This is a genomic window from Actibacterium sp. D185-2 (assembly GCF_054954595.1).
Genome location: NZ_JBPWNX010000028.1, coordinates 1 through 14822, shown reverse-complemented (window position 1 = coordinate 14822; position 14822 = coordinate 1). Strand labels below are relative to the sequence as shown.

Genomic DNA, 14822 nt, shown 5'->3' with positions numbered 1-14822 from the left:
AATTGATCGGCGTGAAGGAGTGGGTGACGATCATGTCGACCGGCAGGTTCAGCATGTCGAACATCGTGCAGGAGGTGCCTTCGGAATATTCCCCGATGGTGAAACTCTTGCCGTAGCGATGGCCCACGACGCCTTCGGAAAGCTCGAAATGGTCGCCGTGGAACGTCACGCGGGTATTGGCGACGTTGAAGGACAGAAAGCCGTAGGTGTTGGCCGGGTAGAGCGGCAGCTCGGTGCCCGTGTTGAGCGCGCCCAGAAACCCCACCAACTCCCCCGATGCGGCTGACAGCAGGCGCGGCTTGAGCTCTGCGAGGCCCGAGAGGAAGACGTTCACGGCCTCGCCGAGGCGCTGCAAGCGTTTGCGGGTCTCCTCTTTCAGACGGTCCGGCGCGCTGCGACCGAGGAACGGCAAGAGGCTTTTCGGGGGCGGCCGGTGAATGACGGTGAGCGTCAGGGTCTTGTCGCGCAGCCCACTGGTCTCGAGTTTCGCGCGCCAGCGACGGTCCACCTCGCCCGCGAAGCTGTCCTCACGGATGGGGTCGAGATCAGGTTTGATGGCCTTGGAGACCTTGTGGACGTAATAGCTGAATTCTGGCCCGAGTTGCGCGACGATGCGAGCAAAAAGCGCCGTCACCTTGTCGAGATAGGCATCGTCCGTCGTGTAGCTGTTGATCCCCTCAAGGCGAATGCACCGGAAGAGTTCGTTCACCCGGGTCCGCACGGTCTGGTCGTCGACGAGGCTCACATAGGGCAGCATATGCGCAAGCCGGGTCTCGCGCGCATACCAGTCTGGCGTCATTGTGCGGGCATCGAGCGCAGCATCACGGGCGTCATCACGGGGCATAGCTGTCCCCGCCATGGATGGACCTGTTGCGCGTGGGCGGTGTCTCCTGCAGGGCTGTCATCATCACGTCGATGAAACGCGGGTCCCAATCTGCGGCCTTCCAAAGCACCGGGTAGAGAAGGGCCGCGACAGCCAGTACCGCGATGTGCTGGACCCAGACGAACAAGAGCACCGACCCGAAAAGCCAGACCATCGCGTACATGATGGGCAGGCCCAGAAGCTTGGGCGGGCGCACGAGGCCGAGAAAGAGAGGCGAGCGCTCAGCCACCGGCAAAGACCGCGGCAACGATGGTGGGGGCAGCCGCGACACCGGCGATGCCGACCAGGACCCAGAGCGCCTGGCGCAGATCGATGATGTTGAAGAACCAGCTGAGAAAGACCCCGAGAACGGCAAGCGTCGCGATGACAACGCCAAGTGGGCCGGTCAGCGCATCGACGATGCCCTGTAACAGGCTCTGGATCGGGGAGAGATCGATGCTCTGTGCTAGGGCGGGCTCGGCAATGAACAGGAATAGCGCCAGCGAGGCGACAAAGAGGTTTGAAATCTGTCTCACGAATTTGATCCTTCCAATCGGGCCACGACAGCCATGACGCGGGCCACGTGGTTCTGGGTTTCTCGGTAAGGGGGAATGCCACCGTGTTGGCGCACGGCGTCCGGCCCCGCGTTGTAGGCCGCCAGCGCCAGATGCGGATCGCCGAACGTCTCCAGCATCATCGCGAGGTAGCGGGCAGAGCCGTCGAGGTTCTGTTGGGGGTCACGCGGGTCGACGCCCAGATCACGCGCGGTGTCGGGCATCAGCTGACCAAGGCCAATGGCGCCCGCATGTGAGATCGCATCCTGCCTGTAGGCGCTCTCAACCTCGATATTGGCGCGGTAGAGGCTCAGCCAGTCCGTGACGGAAAGCTCCGCGCGCCTTAGGCCGGGGTGGCTGGCATAACGCAGGGCCGTGGTCTCTATGGCGTTTAGGACATCGGCACGGGGCAGGGGTGCCGGACCGACACGGGCTGCAAAGCGCATCGCTTCTCGCTCTGGCACAGTTTCATCGCTGCCGAAAATCGCAAGTTCGTCGGCTGCCGATCCCTGACCGATGCCGTCATTGTAGTTCCGAGCAAAACTGCTCTGAGACCGGGATGGGGTCAGAGAGCCGTCGCTCTCCATGACCAGGACCATTTGCGCTGAGGCAGGTGCTGCGACCAGCCAGAGACAGACGAGGTTAGCTGCCAGCGCCCTTGTCTGATGGGGCTTTGTCTGACGGCGCGAGTTTGTGGGTCCGGCTTGTTCCCGCTTCAAGCGGCAGGTCGACATGCGCAAAACCAAGGCCAATGAAGAAAGACACCACGCCGGAGATCGTTTTGAATTCGCGGATCTTGATATCGTTGTAGGTCGTCCGCGTGCGGGCGGTGACGAGGAGCTTTTCCACCCCGTCATCAGAGACAACGCGCATGATCCAGACCCCGTAATAGCTGGGGCCTTTCTTATGTGCCGACTCCTGGCACAGGATTTCTGCGCTATGGCCGCTTTCCACGAGCTCGCGGAATCTGGCTTCCGTAACCACATTTGGTGCTTCGATGTCCCAGTTCATGGCCCGGCTCACGCTTTCTCCAATGGCGCAACCTCGGGGATTCCTACTTGAACCCCAGAGTTACGATATTATACTATCAACCGCAAGATGTAATATCGTGCTTTAGCTGTAGTTTGGTTACGCAAACACTAGTCACGGCCAGTGTCCGCGATCAAGGAGATAACAGGTTTGAGAAACCCAAGGTTGACAGGCCTGCTCTCATTACAAGCTATGGCCCTCCTGATCTGCCTCCCCGGGCCGGGTTTCGCGGAATCCTGCTTCGCCCCGGCTCGTCCTTTCCTGCCAAGCGATTCGCAGGCAGCGCGAGACTATGCGGACATCATCCGTGGCGATTTCGAAAATTACATCCAGGATATCCAGAGCTACTTCCGTTGCCTCGACGGTGAACGGGCCCGTGCCTTCGAGGAAGCGAGGGAGGTCAGTGAGGACTACGGCCGATTTCTGCAATTGGTAGGGGATTGATGGGCAGCCTCGGGAGCATCAGACTTGCAGCCCATGGAAACCAGACGCCGATAACACCCTCAAATATCTACTTTTTAGATAATAGATTTCATCCGCTAGCGACGTCACAAAAGGTATGTGACGCGTGGCAAAGACAATCAGAAGCACGGGACAGGTGGCACTTTGCCAGGCATTGGTCGACGCCCGCATCAAGGCGGGCCTCGGTCAGGAGGACTTGGCGGTCAAGCTCAAGTGCCATCAATCCCTCATTGCCCGCCTTGAAAGCGGTCAGCGCCGGGTCGACGTCGTCGAACTGGTCGTTCTGGCGCGCGCCATTGGCTTTGACCCCTTCAAGGTTCTGGCGATCGTTGAAGCCGCCACGGAGCCCGACCACCGGATTTGATCCATTTCATCTTTCGAGAACACGGGTGCCGACTTCTCCCAGTGTGAATTCGCTACCGCGAGGAAGAACAGTAACCGATATTAACGAGGCCCGGCATACGGTTGCAGCAAACGCTCTGGGATCTGAGCTGCTATCCGCAACGCCAAATAGCAGGAAGTCAGTAAACAGTGAACGAAGATAAGATCGAAGGCGTCGCGATTGCCAATTTGATTGCAGCCGATGAAGAAACCATTGTCGGCTGGGTATATCGCTGGAACACAGGTGCTCTGGCAATCCGGTGGGACATGCATGGCCCGCAGCGTGTCTCAAAGATTTACCCGGAGCTCTGCGATGCGGATAAAGCCGAAATTGACTTCGCGTCTCTCATGCAGCTGCCCTGTCGCAACGACTGACATGGTAGAATATGGCCTTTATGGCCCTCGATTGTGTGAGTGTGCCTGCGTTGCAGGTTTGATTTCGTACAAGGCTCTGCGCGACGTCGCGGCGCCTCAACAGTCAGTAATTGACCTGCTCGAAGCCGTAATTCCCGCTATAGTCACGCCACTCTACGAAGACGGATCTGTGATAAATGCTCGGGCAGTGCTCGCCCCACCGCTCGAGACCGGCATGCGCAGCAGGAAGCGCTGCGGGTGACGACGCCCTCCAAGAAAAATCGCCCTGGATCCCGTAGGTGCCGAGGACAACGACGGCGCTGCGGTTGCAGTCGCCATCTCGCCCGGATTCGTGCTGGCGGGCATATCGAACGTCAAAGACGCGGATGGAGCGCACGAAATTGAATTCAGGCCCACTGATATCGATGTCGGCGCGGTCTTCTACGAGATGGAGGGCGTAATCAGCCCTTACGAGGTTGTCCCAGGCCGCGTTGGAGCCTCTGAACCCGCGCATCCCGCCTGTTGTGGCGGCCTGATCGAAGAGCGGGGCTGAAGAGTTTGATGAGGTTCCTGAACCACCATATAGGGCATCGAAGATCCGGTCCGTGGGGCGCGACCTGGCAGGCCCATCGTAAGACGCACCCATGGGGCAGCGCCAAATCTGCAGCGGCGGCTCCACCGGCCAAGGTGTGATGCGCCGGATGAACTCGGCCCGCGCGCGTGCGCATGGCACGGAAGCCGGCCACCCACCGGACAAACACAGCAGGATGGCGCAATCGATCTGATAGGTTTGGGCGCGGGCTTGCGTCGGAACTGTTGGCCCGGTCAAGGCAAGAGCTAAAAAGGCCGCCAGAGGGAGGTTTTTGAATTCGAAACGCATGGCAAGAACCCTTGACAATCTTCACTCAGCATACATACGAAAATATACTATTGCAACATTGATGATGCGTGTTGCGGTTGCGGCGGTCAGCAAGATCGCGAGCTGACAGCGTCGGCTTGCCCACCCTGAGGAAACCATGCGTTCCAGCGATTAGCCTTGATCGCATTGATTGCGATGATTACAATCTGCTCAGGAGGATATCATGGCAAGCATTACCATCCGGAACCTTGATGATGACGTGAAGCGCCGCCTTCGCATCCGCGCGGCCGAGCATGGCCGTTCGATGGAAGAGGAGGCGCGCGAAATCTTGCGCCATGTCGTCGGTGAAGCGAAGCCATCCCACGATCTTGCCGCGGCGATCCGGGCGCGGGTCGCGCCGCTGGGTGGCGTTGATCTCGACCTTCCGCAGCGTGAAGCCATGCGTGAACCGCCCGCGTTCGACCAGGCCTGACGCATGATCATCCTCGATACGAATGTCATATCCGAGCTGTTGCGCCCGGCCCCGGAGCCCAAGGTTGAACACTGGCTGTCCGCTCAGGACGGGCTCAACGTCTACCTGACCTCGATATCGGAGGCAGAGCTGCGCTACGGTCTCGCGATCATGGGGAACGGCAAGCGCCGCGCCGCGCTGGTTGACGCCGTGGACCGGATCTTGCGCGAGGACCTGGCCGGTCGGATCCTGCCCTTCGACAGCGCCGCTGCGCTGTCCTACGCCTCCATCGCCGCCGCACGACGGTCCGCCGGGCGACCGATTGCCCAGGCCGATTGCCAGATCGCATCCATTGCCCACGCCTGCGGCGCCACCGTCGCCACGCGCAATACGCCTGATTTCGAGGGTTGCGAGATCGGCCTGATCAACCCCTGGACAGCCGCATGAACGCCGTTGAGATTGAGCAAGCCGTTTCCGAACTCGCCGAGCAGCCCTTTGACGCGGCAGAGTTCCCCTATGCCTTCCTCATGGCCTTCGGAAACAAGGACACGACGATCAAGCGCCTGCGCACCGGCGCGTCGAACAAGTCCGACCTTGGCGGCGTCCTGCAGACCAACAACATCCACCTTGCGACCTGCGCCCCGGGCGACATCGCGGCGACCCTGCGCTCCTTACGCGACAGCCCCGCCACCACCCGCGCCAAGGCCAAGTTCATCTTCGCCACCGACGGCATCGACCTCGAGGCCGAGGATATCACCACCGGCGAAACCATCGCCTGCCGTTACACCGAGTTCCCCGACCATTTCGGCTTCTTCCTGCCGCTCGCTGGTATCTCCACGGTCAAGCAGATCCGCGAAAGCGCCTTTGACATCCGCGCGACCAGCCGTCTCAACCGGCTCTATGTCGAGCTGATCAAGGACAACCCCGACTGGGGCAGCGCTGACAAACGCCATGACATGAACCACTTCATGGCGCGGCTGATCTTCTGCTTCTTCGCCGAAGACACCGACATCTTCGTCAGCGACAACCTGTTCACCGCCACCATCGACCAGATGGCCAACCGCGACGGGTCGAACACGCACGAAGTCATTGGCGAAATCTTCCGGGCGATGAACACGCCAATCGCCAAGCGCGCCGAGGCCAAGCTGCCCCGCTGGGCCGACACCTTTCCCTATGTGAACGGTGGCCTCTTCTCGGGCAGCACCGATGTGCCGCGCTTTTCCAAGATCGCGCAGCGCTATCTCTCCCATATCGGCAGCCTCGACTGGACGCAGATCAACCCCGACATCTTTGGCTCGATGATCCAGGCCGTCGCGGATGAGGAGGAACGCTCGGTTCTCGGGATGCACTACACCTCGGTGCCGAACATCCTGAAGGTGCTGAACCCGCTCTTCCTCGATGATCTGCGGGCAGAACTGGAGGCGGCGGGCGACAACGCGCGCAAGCTGGCCAATCTGCGCGCCCGCATGGCCAAGATCCGCGTCTTCGATCCCGCCTGCGGGTCGGGCAACTTCCTTGTCATCGCCTACAAGGAAATGCGCAGCCTTGAGTATGAGATCAACAAGCGCCGGGGCGAGCCGCTGCGCCGCACCGACATTCCCCTCACCAACTATCGCGGGATCGAGCTGCGCGACTTCTCGGCCGAGATCGCGCGGCTGGCGCTGATCATCGCGGAATACCAATGCGACGTGACCTATCGCGGCCAGAAAGAGGCGCTGGCCGAATTCCTGCCGCTGGACGCACAGAACTGGATCACCTGCGGCAACGCCCTGCGGCTGGACTGGCTGTCGGTCTGCCCGCCCACGGGGACGGGGGTGAAGTTTCAGGCTTATGACCTGTTCATGTCCCCACTGGATCAGGCGCAGATCGACTTCGCGAATGAGGGGGGCGAGACCTATATCTGCAGGAACCCGCCGTATCTGGGATCAACCTGGCAAAGCACGGAACAGAAAGAGGATTTGCAGCGCATATTCGATGGGCGCACGAAAAGCTGGAAGTCGCTCGACTATGTTGCGGGCTGGTTCATGAAGGCCGCTGATTATGGGCTGCACACGCCCACCGTGTCGGCCTTTGTGTCCACCAATTCGATCTGTCAGGGGCAGCAGGTGCCGATCCTTTGGCCGCTGATCTTCAAGATTGGGCATGAGATTGCTTTTGCCCACACCAGTTTCAAATGGGCGAACCTTGCCAGCCATAATGCGGGCGTGACCGTGGCGATTGTTGGAATTTCCAATCATGCGGGGCAAGTGCGCAAACTGTTCTCGCTGGCAGATGATGGCGGGTCCGTTGTGAAGGAATCGGACAACGTCAATGCCTATCTGGTGGCCGCGCCGAATGTGATAGTGGACAAAGCCAGTAGGCCGTTAAACGGCACCGCCAACATGAGCTTTGGGAACAAGCCCGTTGACGGCGGGCACCTGCTCCTGAGTGCAGACGAAGTGCGGACCCTTGGTCTGACCCCCGACCAACATAACAAATTCATCCGCCGGATTTATGGTTCTGCGGAGTTCATTCGCGGATTGGAACGCTATTGCTTGTGGATTGAGAACGATCATCTGCAAGAGGCGTTGGCGATTGAAGCAATTCGCCAACGCATAGAAGGCGTGCGCATGATGCGCTTGAATAGCCGCGACAAGAGCGCCAACGAGATGGCAAGTCGCGCCCATCAGATGCGTGAAATGCGGATCGGAAAGAATTGGACGCTCACTGTTCCTCGAACGTCTTCTGAAAACCGCCCATATTTGCCGAACGGCATCATTGATGCGCGCTCAACAGTGACCAGTGAAACCTTCGCCCTCTACGACGCCCCGCTCTGGAACATGGCGCTGATCGCCTCGCGCCTGCATCTGGTCTGGATCGCCACGGTCTGCGGCAAGATGAAAACCGATTTCCGCTATTCCAACACCATGGGCTGGAACACCTTCCCCGTCCCGAAACTGACGGAAAAGAACCGCGCCGACCTGACTGCGGCGGCAGAAGGCATCCTTCTGGCCCGCGAGGCGCATTTCCCCGCCACCATCGCCGACCTCTACGACCCCGAGAAAATGCCCGCCAACCTCCGCGCCGCGCATGATCACAACGACGAGGTGCTGGAACGCATCTACATCGGCCGCCGCTTCCGCAACGACACCGAACGGCTGGAAAAACTGTTCGAGATGTACACGAAGATGACGACGAAGGTGAGCGCATGAGCGACTTTAACAGCATGACGTTGATGGCAGCGGGCGAGATGATTGCTGAAATGTCGACACAAACCGCTTTCTCGTCTCTCACCCTAGGGTGGGGTGTTGACGAATTCTGTGGTTCTGGATCGGTAGCATCGAAGGCCAATGAAATGGTTCGGTTCGCAAGAAGCAGTATGGGGGGACGTTCTGTTCCGACGGTCAACGGAAACTGTGACCTAAGCAGAGCCATGATTGAGCATGCAATTACGGCATCCGAGCAAAGCAAGCGCAACAAGCCAGATGTCTGGTTGCGTCTTCTTGCTGGTCTGAAAATGGATGGCTTCACACTTGTGGAAGAGGAGGTTCCAGACCCAATGGGCAGATCTTCCATTTTCGATGACGCTCCAAGGGTCATTAAACAGACTGTTCTCAGGCGGATGCTGCCTGAGGATGTACCTGAGACAGATTTTCGAGAGGCGACCAGCGAAATTGAGGCCTTACTTGGTCGGCACGGGTTGGGCGCCGCCAAGGGGCATTTGGATCAAGCGATTCAGAACTTTTCGCAAGGGAACTGGTCTTCCGCCAACGCGATGATCAGAAATTTCTATCAGGAACTGCTGGACAAAATTGCGGAATATTTTGGATGTGATCCTAAGGTTAGCGATGACGCAAAGAGGCAATATCTTGCAGATACAAAATCGGGACCGTTCCTACTTCACGAATACAATGAGTGGGAGAACGACAGAGGCAAACCTGCGTACGTATTGGGGTTGTGGGCAAGATTGCATCCGCACGGTAGCCATCCGGGCCTGTCAGATGAAGAAGATTGTGCTTTTCGGTTTCAAATAATCCTGATCACAGCCCGCATATTTTTAAGACGTTTTGATAAGCGGGTGAGAGGTCAATGATCAAAGGTTTTCCCTCCAATTCGATTATTTATGCCACCAACGGTAGCCCGGCCAAGCCGAACGACCTGGGCCGGCGGGCAATACAGGAATGCCCCTACGACAAACGCTACCCAGGCGTGGTGGGTCAGAAAGTGGACACACTATGACCCTTGACCCTGTCATGAGCGCGGAACGCACCCGCAAACTGGTGGACGATCTGCGCGCCAAACCAGCGGAAACCACCTGGATCGAGTTCAAGGAAAACAACGCCGACGGACCGTTGATCGGCAAGCTGATCTCGGCCTTGTCCAATGCTGCACGGCTTGCCGATCAGCACTTCGCCTATGTGGTTTGGGGGGTGAGAGACGGTGATCATGCGGCTGTCGGCACGATTTTTGAGCCGACAGTGAAGAAGGAGAAGGGGCAGCCGCTCGAACTGTGGGTGGCCAACCACCTCCAGCCGGGCATCGAGTTCCGGTTCGAAGAGGTCGATCATGACGGGCAGCGCCTGATCCTGCTGACTATCCCCGCCGCCGCAACCGCTCCGGTAGAGTTTGACCGCACAGCCTATTTGCGCATCGGCAGTGCCACGCCGCGCCTGTCCGACCATCCGGAACGCCTGCGTGCCCTCTGGAGCAAGTTGCAGCCCTACGCTTGGGAGACAGGCGTCGCGGCGCAGTTCCTGTCCGGCGACGACGTTCTTGCGCGGCTGAATTACGCCAACTACTTCGATCTTACGGGCCAGCCCTTGCCGGATAACAGGCAGGGGATCTTCGACAGGCTATTGGCAGATCGTCTGATCCAGAAAGATGTAAGCGACCGCTGGAACATTACCAATCTGGGCGCAATCCTGTATGCTAAGAAACTTTCCGATTTCGGCCCCTCTGTAGAGCGCAAAGGGGTTCGTTTCGTGGCCTATGCTGGCACCGGACGTGCAGATGACGTGAGCCACCGCCAGGACGGCCAGCGCGGCTATGCAGCGGGATTTCAGGGGCTGGTGGATTACATCGACGGCCTTCTGCCCCGCAACGAATTGATTGGTAAAGCATTCCGCGAGGAGCGTCCGCTCTACCCGTCGATAGCGATCCGCGAATTGATCGCCAACGCATTGATCCACCAGGACATGACGATCACCGGTGCCGGTCCACTCATCGAGTTATTCAGCGATCGCATGGAGATCACGAACCCGGGCGCCCCCTTGGTTAGCCCCGACCGGTTTTTGGACTCGCCCCCGCGTTCCCGAAATGAAGCTCTTGCTTCCTTGATGCGGCGCATGAAACTTTGCGAAGAACAAGGCACCGGCATCGACAAGGTGATCTCGGCGGTTGAGCTACACCAGTTGCCCCCACCGGATTTCCGCATGGAGGGAGACGCCGTGCGCGTGGTTCTGTTTGCACCACGCCGCTTTGCGGACATGACACCGGAAGAAGCCGTGCGAGCGTGTTACCAACATGCCGCGCTCAAATACGTAGGCGGTCAGAAGATGACGAACGCGACACTTCGGGAGCGGCTCGGCATCGACGACCAGAACGCTGCGCAGGCGTCGCGGGTTATTCGCGCGACGCTGGATGCTGGTCTGATCCGTCCTGCGGATGCTGAACGCCCTCGTGCTGGATATGTCCCCTCATGGGCGTGACAGGGATAACATTTGATCGGGTTTTGATTGTGCGTATGTGGGCTAGAGGGCGTAATTTTGGAAAATACATATAAATCATACTGTTACAACGGGCCGCGTGCGGTCTCGCTACTTGATCGGGTTTTGATTGCCCGCCCCAAAGCGAATGATTCCGCGCCCCTCAGAAGGAAAACATCATGACACAGCAGGTTCCTTCCGTCTCTGTCAATTATGCGGCCAATGGAAGCTCGAGCAAATCGAACGAGCTTGGCATGCGCGAAATGCAAGAGGGTGCCTATGAGAAGCGGGGCGAGCAATACCTGCTGATCAAGTCGCCGCCGGCATCTGGCAAGAGCCACGCGCTCATGTTCATCGCACTCGACAAGCTGCACAATCAAGGCCTGCGTCAGGCCATCGTCGTGGTGCCAGAAAAATCCATCGGGTCCAGCTTCAACGACGAGCCGCTGAGCAAGTACGGCTTCTGGGCAGACTGGACAGTGCAACCGCGATGGAACCTGTGCAACGCTCCCGGCGGGGATGACGGCAAGGTCGGCGCTGTCGGCAAGTTCCTGGCGAGCGACGATAAGATTCTGGTCTGCACCCACGCGACCTTTCGGTTCGCCGTGGACAAGTTCGGGATTGAAGCGTTTGATGATCGGCTCATCGCGGTAGATGAGTTTCACCACGTCTCTGCCAACCCTGATAATAAGCTGGGCACGCATCTGGGCGCCCTTGTCGCGCGCGACAAGGTGCATCTGGTGGCGATGACCGGGTCCTATTTCCGCGGCGATGCCGAAGCCGTTCTGTCGCCCGAAGATGAGGCAAAGTTCGATACCTTCACCTATACCTACTATCAGCAGTTGAATGGTTACAAATACCTCAAGACGCTCGACATCGGGTATTTCTTCTATTCCGGGTCCTATGCGGACGACATCCTCAAGGTTTTGGATCCGACCGAGAAGACGATCCTTCACATCCCGAACGTGAACTCGCGCGAAAGCACCAAGGACAAGCATCGCGAGGTCGAGCATATCATTGACGCCCTGGGCGATTGGCAGGGAGCGGATCCCATCACGGGCTTTCAGCTGGTCAAGACGCCCGACGAGCGAGTCTTACGCATCGCCGATCTGGTGGACGACGAGCCATCCAAGCGTGACAAGGTTTCCGCCGCGCTGAAAGACTCCACGCAGAAGAACAACCGCGATCATGTCGACATCATCATCGCCCTGGGTATGGCGAAAGAAGGGTTCGATTGGATCTGGTGCGAACACGCCCTGACGGTGGGTTATCGCGCCAGCCTGACGGAGATCGTGCAGATCATCGGCCGCGCCACCCGCGATGCCGAGGGCAAGACCCGAGCGCGGTTCACCAACCTTATCGCGGAGCCTGGCGCCGCGGCCGAAGCCGTGACCGAGGCAGTCAACGATACACTGAAGGCGATCGCTGCAAGCCTGCTGATGGAGCAGGTGCTGGCCCCACGTTTCAACTTCACACCCAAGACCGTGAAAAGTGGCCCTGTCGAAGGGTTCGATTACGGCGAGGGCGGCTATGACCCCAACAAGGAGAACGTTGGCTTCAGCGAGGCCAGCGGACAGTTCCAGATCGAAATCAAAGGCCTGGTCGAACCCAAGAGCAAGGAAGCCAAGCGCATCTGCCAAGAGGACCTCAATGAGGTGATCACAGCTTTCGTTCAGGACAAGACTACGATCGAACGGGGCCTCTTCGACGAAGAGCTGGTGCCGGAGGAACTGACGCAGGTTCGCATGGGCAAGATTGTCGGTGCCAGGTTCCCAGAGCTAGATGCAGAGGATCAGGAAGCGGTGCGCCAACACGCAGTTGCTGCGCTGAACCTGACCCAAAAGGCGAAAGAGATCGCGCTGTCGAACCGCGATGACACAGAAACAACCGGCAATACCGCCTTGATCGACGGGGTGCGCAAATTCGCAATGGACGTGCGCGAACTCGACATCGATCTGATTGATCGCATCAATCCGTTCGGCGAAGCCTACTCGATTCTGGCAAAGACGATGAGCGAGGAAAGCCTTCGGCAGGTTCAGGCCGTCATCTCGGCGAAAAAGGTGCAACTGTCACCGGACGAGGCGCGAGATCTGGCGAAACGCGCCGTCAAGTTCAAGCAGGAGCGGGGCCGTCTGCCTTCCATCACATCGCCTGATCCGTGGGAGAACAAAATGGCCGAAGGCGTCGCCTATCTCGCGCGCATGAAGCAGGAGGCTACCTATGGCTAAGGGTTTCACTGACGAAGACGACGCCCTCCTTGCTGAGCTTGGCGTCGAGGTCGAGGTCAAGAAGCAGCTCAGCCGCACACCACGCGAAGAACGCATCATCGCAGGTTTTGAGGAAATCTTGCGATTTGCAGATGAGCATGGCCGGCCTCCCCAGCACGGGGAGGATCGTGATATCTTTGAACGCCTCTACGCCGTGCGTCTTGATCGGATCCGCGACTTGCAGGAATGCCGCGACCTCCTTGCCCCACTCGACGAGCAGGGTCTCCTAGCAAACACCCCTGCGCCCTCAGCATCAGACTCCGATGACCTCGATGACGATGCCCTCCTCGCCGAACTGGGCGTGGAAGTTGCTAAATCACCCCTCACGGAATTGAAGCATGTCCGGTCAACAGCCGAGAAAAAGGCCGCCGATGAAGTCGCCAATCGCGAAAAATGCGAAGATTTTTCGAAGTTCAAGCCATTGTTCGAGATGGTCCAGAAAGAACTGGATAGCGGTTTGCGGGAGACCCGCCCTTTCGAGATGAAAGCCGAGATTGAGAAGGGCCGCTTTTTCATCGTCGGCGGTCAGAAAGCCTATGTTACTGAAAAGGGTGAGACCATCACGAATGAGCAAGGTCGTACCGATGCTCGTCTGCGGGTGATTTTTGACAACGGCACCGAGAGCAACATGCTGATGCGCTCGCTCCAGCGCGCGTTGAACAAGGACGGCGCGGGACGCCGAATCACTGACCCATCGGCAGGCCCACTTTTTTCGGACCAGACAATCGATGGTGATGAGGCGAGCGGGATCATTTATGTGCTTCGCAGCAAATCCGATCATCCACTCGTCACAGAAAACCGGGAACTGGTGCACAAGATCGGCGTTACCAATATGAGCGTCGAGAAGCGGATCGCCGGCGCGCAGTTGCAGCCGACGTTTCTGATGGCGAATGTCGAGGTGGTCGCGACATACGAGCTCTACAACATCAATCGGTCCAAGTTGGAGAACCTGATCCACCGCATTTTCGAACCTGCACGGCTCGAGATCGAGATCATGGATCGCTTTGGAAGGCCTGTGGTCCCGCGAGAATGGTTCCTCGTTCCTCTCTTTGTCATCAACGACGCTGTCGAAAAGATCAGGGACGGCACAATAACGGGCTATCACTATGACCCCCGCGCTGCCGGACTCAAACGTATTTCGGGGGAGATGCCGCAATAGATGCTGCGTGACACTCTATGGCACCTCGACCAGCGGGATGCATGGATCGGAGAAGGATTGCGCTTGAACTCGCGGAATATGGTCGAGCGCCATCACGTGCACGTGCACCGGCACCCCAGCGTACCGCCAACCTTCTATCTTGCGCCTTTTGTTTTCTAACAAGAGTCGCAGTCGGGGGTAGCGCGCACCCGCGTACATGATAGATTCGCATAATGAAGTTTATGTTAATTTATTTTCCACAAGGGTTACGGCGTCCGGGTAAGATGGTCTGTGGCATTTCCAGCGGCGGCTAGGAGCCGCCTACGTGGCCGCCGCAAGTGCCAGTTTTCTAATCATTTTAGGGTCCTTCCCTGGTTGAAGGGAAGAAGGGAAGATAACGGAGCCCTCAATGGGCTCCGTTATCAAGTTGTCAGCTGGCGTCCTTGAATTCAGCGTATTCGCCCCGCACCTGAACGGTCACAGTGGCAGCCTCACTGTCGCGATTGCGCCAGAACCAGCCATGTTCGCCGTCGAATGCAGCAACAATCTCGCCTTCGTCACCCGTCGATCCACGACCCTTTTCGTAGGTCACCGAATTACCGCCGCCGTGGCCGTGCATGTCGAAATTCACCCGACCGCCTTCGACCAGCATTCGGTATTGGCCCCATCGGAAGGTTTCTTCGTAGAACCACGCTAAGGGGGAACTTTCAGAGAACATCTTCACGTTTCCCAGTCTCTGGCTGGTCTGATGTTCAGCGGCCGCGCAATTTTGCGGTCAGCG

17 protein-coding genes and 1 pseudogene are annotated in these 14822 nt (G+C 58.5%); 11 read left to right on the top strand and 7 right to left on the bottom strand.

Annotated elements, in window-relative coordinates; translation table 11 throughout:
* The 5 genes from ACSR1C_RS19650 to ACSR1C_RS19630 form a co-directional block, all read right to left on the bottom strand.
* Positions 1-844: VirB4 family type IV secretion/conjugal transfer ATPase (locus tag ACSR1C_RS19650; RefSeq protein WP_460260745.1), on the bottom strand; the 844-nt coding region annotated here is incomplete at its 3' end.
* Positions 834-1112 carry a VirB3 family type IV secretion system protein gene (locus ACSR1C_RS19645; protein ID WP_009808059.1) on the bottom strand — a complete coding sequence of 93 codons (279 nt, stop codon included), beginning with the start codon at positions 1110-1112 and terminating at the stop codon, positions 834-836. The genes ACSR1C_RS19650 and ACSR1C_RS19645, both read right to left, overlap by 11 nt.
* The gene (locus tag ACSR1C_RS19640; protein WP_012187163.1) at positions 1105-1398 is read right to left on the bottom strand and encodes a TrbC/VirB2 family protein; all 294 of its coding nucleotides are present in this window, start codon (positions 1396-1398) and stop codon (positions 1105-1107) included. The genes ACSR1C_RS19645 and ACSR1C_RS19640 overlap by 8 nt, the downstream gene beginning before the upstream one ends.
* A complete protein-coding gene (locus tag ACSR1C_RS19635) occupies positions 1395-2015 on the bottom strand; it encodes a lytic transglycosylase domain-containing protein (RefSeq protein WP_054540685.1) in 621 nt (206 codons plus the stop codon). The genes ACSR1C_RS19640 and ACSR1C_RS19635 overlap by 4 nt, the downstream gene beginning before the upstream one ends.
* Before the next feature lie 43 nt (positions 2016-2058).
* Positions 2059-2427: a hypothetical protein gene (locus ACSR1C_RS19630; RefSeq protein WP_054540686.1), complete on the bottom strand. Its 369-nt coding sequence runs from the start codon at positions 2425-2427 to the stop codon at positions 2059-2061.
* Positions 2428-2637: 210 nt separating this feature from the next.
* On the opposite strand from ACSR1C_RS19630, the gene ACSR1C_RS19625 reads away from it, so the two are divergent.
* The 3 genes from ACSR1C_RS19625 to ACSR1C_RS19615 all read left to right on the top strand — a co-directional run bounded on the left by ACSR1C_RS19625 (position 2638) and on the right by ACSR1C_RS19615 (position 3663).
* Entirely contained in the window at positions 2638-2889 is a 252-nt protein-coding gene (locus ACSR1C_RS19625) for a hypothetical protein (protein WP_054540687.1), read from the top strand.
* A 124-nt stretch (positions 2890-3013) separates the two neighbouring features.
* The gene (locus tag ACSR1C_RS19620; RefSeq protein ID WP_242115331.1) at positions 3014-3271 is read left to right on the top strand and encodes a helix-turn-helix domain-containing protein; all 258 of its coding nucleotides are present in this window, start codon (positions 3014-3016) and stop codon (positions 3269-3271) included.
* A gap of 167 nt (positions 3272-3438) precedes the next feature.
* Positions 3439-3663 (top strand): hypothetical protein, encoded by a 225-nt coding sequence (locus tag ACSR1C_RS19615; RefSeq protein ID WP_460260746.1) that lies wholly within the window; start codon positions 3439-3441, stop codon positions 3661-3663.
* 103 nt (positions 3664-3766) lie between these two features.
* Here ACSR1C_RS19615 and ACSR1C_RS19610 read toward each other — a convergent pair whose 3' ends face one another.
* A complete protein-coding gene (locus ACSR1C_RS19610; protein WP_460260747.1) occupies positions 3767-4522 on the bottom strand; it encodes a hypothetical protein in 756 nt (251 codons plus the stop codon).
* Positions 4523-4724: 202 nt separating this feature from the next.
* Here ACSR1C_RS19610 and ACSR1C_RS19605 point away from each other — a divergent pair, with 202 nt between their 5' ends.
* From ACSR1C_RS19605 to ACSR1C_RS19570, 8 genes are all read left to right on the top strand, one after another.
* On the top strand, positions 4725-4973 hold the full coding sequence (locus ACSR1C_RS19605) for a FitA-like ribbon-helix-helix domain-containing protein (protein ID WP_054540688.1): 249 nt from the start codon (positions 4725-4727) through the stop codon (positions 4971-4973).
* A 3-nt stretch (positions 4974-4976) separates the two neighbouring features.
* Positions 4977-5399, top strand: coding sequence for a type II toxin-antitoxin system VapC family toxin (locus ACSR1C_RS19600; RefSeq protein ID WP_054540689.1), 423 nt, complete (start codon positions 4977-4979; stop codon positions 5397-5399).
* Positions 5396-8143, top strand: a complete 2748-nt coding sequence (locus ACSR1C_RS19595) for a class I SAM-dependent DNA methyltransferase (RefSeq protein WP_054540690.1) — start codon at positions 5396-5398, stop codon at positions 8141-8143. The genes ACSR1C_RS19600 and ACSR1C_RS19595 overlap by 4 nt, the downstream gene beginning before the upstream one ends.
* A complete protein-coding gene (locus ACSR1C_RS19590) occupies positions 8140-9024 on the top strand; it encodes a hypothetical protein (RefSeq protein ID WP_054540691.1) in 885 nt (294 codons plus the stop codon). Before ACSR1C_RS19595 ends, ACSR1C_RS19590 begins: the two co-directional genes overlap by 4 nt.
* Positions 9021-9170, top strand: a complete 150-nt coding sequence (locus tag ACSR1C_RS19585) for a hypothetical protein (RefSeq protein ID WP_157445672.1) — start codon at positions 9021-9023, stop codon at positions 9168-9170. Before ACSR1C_RS19590 ends, ACSR1C_RS19585 begins: the two co-directional genes overlap by 4 nt.
* On the top strand, positions 9167-10639 hold the full coding sequence (locus tag ACSR1C_RS19580; protein WP_082386788.1) for an ATP-binding protein: 1473 nt from the start codon (positions 9167-9169) through the stop codon (positions 10637-10639). The genes ACSR1C_RS19585 and ACSR1C_RS19580 overlap by 4 nt, the downstream gene beginning before the upstream one ends.
* Before the next feature lie 176 nt (positions 10640-10815).
* Positions 10816-12864 carry a pseudomurein-binding repeat-containing protein gene (locus ACSR1C_RS19575; protein ID WP_054540692.1) on the top strand — a complete coding sequence of 683 codons (2049 nt, stop codon included), beginning with the start codon at positions 10816-10818 and terminating at the stop codon, positions 12862-12864.
* On the top strand, positions 12857-14062 hold the full coding sequence (locus ACSR1C_RS19570; protein WP_054540693.1) for a GIY-YIG nuclease family protein: 1206 nt from the start codon (positions 12857-12859) through the stop codon (positions 14060-14062). The genes ACSR1C_RS19575 and ACSR1C_RS19570 overlap by 8 nt, the downstream gene beginning before the upstream one ends.
* Positions 14063-14471: 409 nt before the next feature.
* Here the strand turns inward: ACSR1C_RS19570 and ACSR1C_RS19565 are convergent.
* Positions 14472-14702 (bottom strand): annotated as a pseudogene (locus tag ACSR1C_RS19565) (transmembrane anchor protein); the annotation flags it as partial.
* Between the last annotated feature and the right edge of the window lie 120 nt (positions 14703-14822).

Excerpts from the sequence above, each read along its gene's own strand:
- ACSR1C_RS19635 (WP_054540685.1), bottom strand. The coding sequence starts at position 2,015 with ATGGTCCTGGTCATGGAGAGCGACGGCTCTCTGACCCCATCCCGGTCT.
- ACSR1C_RS19630 (WP_054540686.1), bottom strand. The coding sequence starts at position 2,427 with ATGAACTGGGACATCGAAGCACCAAATGTGGTTACGGAAGCCAGATTC.
- ACSR1C_RS19625 (WP_054540687.1), top strand. The coding sequence starts at position 2,638 with ATGGCCCTCCTGATCTGCCTCCCCGGGCCGGGTTTCGCGGAATCCTGC.
- ACSR1C_RS19610 (WP_460260747.1), bottom strand. The coding sequence starts at position 4,522 with ATGCGTTTCGAATTCAAAAACCTCCCTCTGGCGGCCTTTTTAGCTCTT.
- ACSR1C_RS19605 (WP_054540688.1), top strand. The coding sequence starts at position 4,725 with ATGGCAAGCATTACCATCCGGAACCTTGATGATGACGTGAAGCGCCGC.
- ACSR1C_RS19600 (WP_054540689.1), top strand. The coding sequence starts at position 4,977 with ATGATCATCCTCGATACGAATGTCATATCCGAGCTGTTGCGCCCGGCC.
- ACSR1C_RS19595 (WP_054540690.1), top strand. The coding sequence starts at position 5,396 with ATGAACGCCGTTGAGATTGAGCAAGCCGTTTCCGAACTCGCCGAGCAG.
- ACSR1C_RS19590 (WP_054540691.1), top strand. The coding sequence starts at position 8,140 with ATGAGCGACTTTAACAGCATGACGTTGATGGCAGCGGGCGAGATGATT.
- ACSR1C_RS19585 (WP_157445672.1), top strand. The coding sequence starts at position 9,021 with ATGATCAAAGGTTTTCCCTCCAATTCGATTATTTATGCCACCAACGGT.
- ACSR1C_RS19580 (WP_082386788.1), top strand. The coding sequence starts at position 9,167 with ATGACCCTTGACCCTGTCATGAGCGCGGAACGCACCCGCAAACTGGTG.
- ACSR1C_RS19575 (WP_054540692.1), top strand. The coding sequence starts at position 10,816 with ATGACACAGCAGGTTCCTTCCGTCTCTGTCAATTATGCGGCCAATGGA.
- ACSR1C_RS19570 (WP_054540693.1), top strand. The coding sequence starts at position 12,857 with ATGGCTAAGGGTTTCACTGACGAAGACGACGCCCTCCTTGCTGAGCTT.